The 1,254-nt window shown below is 65.7% G+C and carries 1 protein-coding gene; it reads right to left on the reverse strand.

Features of this window, described 5'->3' with window-relative positions; all coding sequences use genetic code 11:
• Positions 1 to 59 precede the first annotated feature (59 nt).
• Positions 60 to 1,189, reverse strand: a protein-coding gene (locus BXA03_RS26260) for an IS3 family transposase (RefSeq protein WP_143476480.1) whose coding sequence is annotated in 2 segments (ribosomal slippage) — positions 60 to 928 and positions 928 to 1,189 — 1,131 coding nt in all. Because the reading frame shifts where the segments join, the coding sequence is not laid out codon by codon here.
• Between the last annotated feature and the right edge of the window lie 65 nt (positions 1,190 to 1,254).

Genomic DNA, 1,254 nt, shown 5'->3' on the forward strand with positions numbered 1-1,254 from the left:
CTGACCTGCCCCCAGAACCCGTACCAGTCGATTTGAGGAATCCGCTGGGTTGAAGGAGATTACTCCTGGGTTTGCTGCGGCGCCGGCACGGCGCCGCCGGCTGTTTTGCGATGCTGGGCCGCGAACTTCGCAGGCGGCATCCGCCCGCAACTGCTGTGCGGGCGCACCTCGTTGTAGTCGGTCCGCCAGCGTGCAATCTCGTCGCGCGCCTGCTTCAAGCCTTGGAACCAATGCTCGTTCAGGCACTCGTCGCGGAACTTGCCGTTGAAGCTCTCGATGTAGGCGTTCTGCGTGGGCTTGCCCGGCTGGTTAAGGATGTGGCGCACGCCCTTGGCCTGCGCCCAGGCCATAAAGGCCCGACTCGTGAACTCCGGCCCCTGGTCGGTTCTGACGGCCTGCGGGTAGCCCCGGAACCGCGCCACCTGGTCGAGCACGCGCACAACGTACTGGCCGCCGATGCCGTGGTCCACCGCGATGTCCACGCACTCGTGGCTGAAGTCGTCGGTGACGGTCAGGCATTTGATGCGCCGCCCGCTGGCCAAGCTGTCGCTGACGAAGTCCATGCTCCACACCTCGTTGACGCTCTGGCACTCATGCAGCGGCACGCGTTCGAGCTTCAGGCGCTGCTTGCCGCGGCGCGTGCGCACCGACAGGTCGGCCAGCTTGTAGAGCCGGTACACGCGCTTGTCGTTGATCTTGGTGCCTGCGGCCCGTAGCAGATCGCCGATGCGCCGGTAGCCGAAACGCCGCCGCTCGTGCGCCAACTCGACGATGCGCTGGCTCATCGCCCGGTCGTGCTGCGCACGCTGGGGCGGATGCCGCCAACTATCGCGCGACAGTCCCACCAAGGCGCAGGCGCGCCGTTCACTGATCGAGGTCGCTTCCAGCATCGTGCCCACCGCGCGTCGCTTCGCCGGTGGGCTCAGCGCTTTACGCCGAAGGCCACCTTCAGCGCCTCGTTGTCCAGCACCGCCTCGGCCAGCAGCTTCTTGAGCCGGTTGTTCTCGGCTTCCAGATCGCGCAGCCGCTTGGCATCGCTAGCCTCCATGCCGCCGAACTTGGCCCGCCACTTGTAGAACGTGGCCGAGCTGAACCCCTCTCGGCGGCACAGGTCCGCCACGCTCATGCCGGCGTCAGCCTGCTTGATGAACCCGATGACTTGCTCGTCTGTGAATCTGCTCTTGCGCATCGCGCTTCCTCTCGGTTGCGCGGATTTTCTCTAGTGCCATGGTAAGGATCACGGGGAGCAGGTCA

Source organism: Pseudacidovorax sp. RU35E, assembly GCF_900156165.1.
Classification (GTDB): Bacteria; Pseudomonadota; Gammaproteobacteria; order Burkholderiales; family Burkholderiaceae_C; genus Xenophilus.